This window comes from Bittarella massiliensis (ex Durand et al. 2017), from assembly GCF_017566145.1.
GTDB classification, from domain to species: domain Bacteria; phylum Bacillota; class Clostridia; order Oscillospirales; family Ruminococcaceae; genus Bittarella; species Bittarella massiliensis_A.
Genome location: NZ_JABFCL010000056.1, coordinates 1 through 329 on the forward strand (window position 1 = coordinate 1; position 329 = coordinate 329).

The window sequence follows — 329 nt, forward strand, 5'->3', positions numbered from 1 at the left end:
TGCACATGGAAAATACGCTTGGCCGGTGAGCCGCCACCAGAATGGTTCTATTTGGTTCTTTTTTGATAATATTTCTCAGTACCCGCCGTTCCGTCGCCACATCGAGAGCACTTGTGGCTTCATCCAATATCATCACCGGTGCGTCCGCAAGCAACGCTCTCGCAATCGAAAGTCTCTGCTTTTGTCCCTCAGAAAATCTGCTCCCTCTCTCCCGGACCTGGGTATTCATACCGTCCTCCAACTTTTCAACAAATTCCCAGGCACAGGCCGTTTCCAGAGCTTGCCGGATCTCCTTGTCATCCGCCCCCGGCTTGACCATTCTTAAATTA

The 329-nt window shown here is 51.1% G+C and carries 1 protein-coding gene; it reads right to left on the reverse strand.

The genetic code is table 11. The features are described 5' to 3' along the window. Window positions 1-329 (reverse strand): ATP-binding cassette domain-containing protein (locus HJY11_RS13435; RefSeq protein ID WP_208076448.1); only part of this gene is annotated, 329 nt, incomplete at both ends.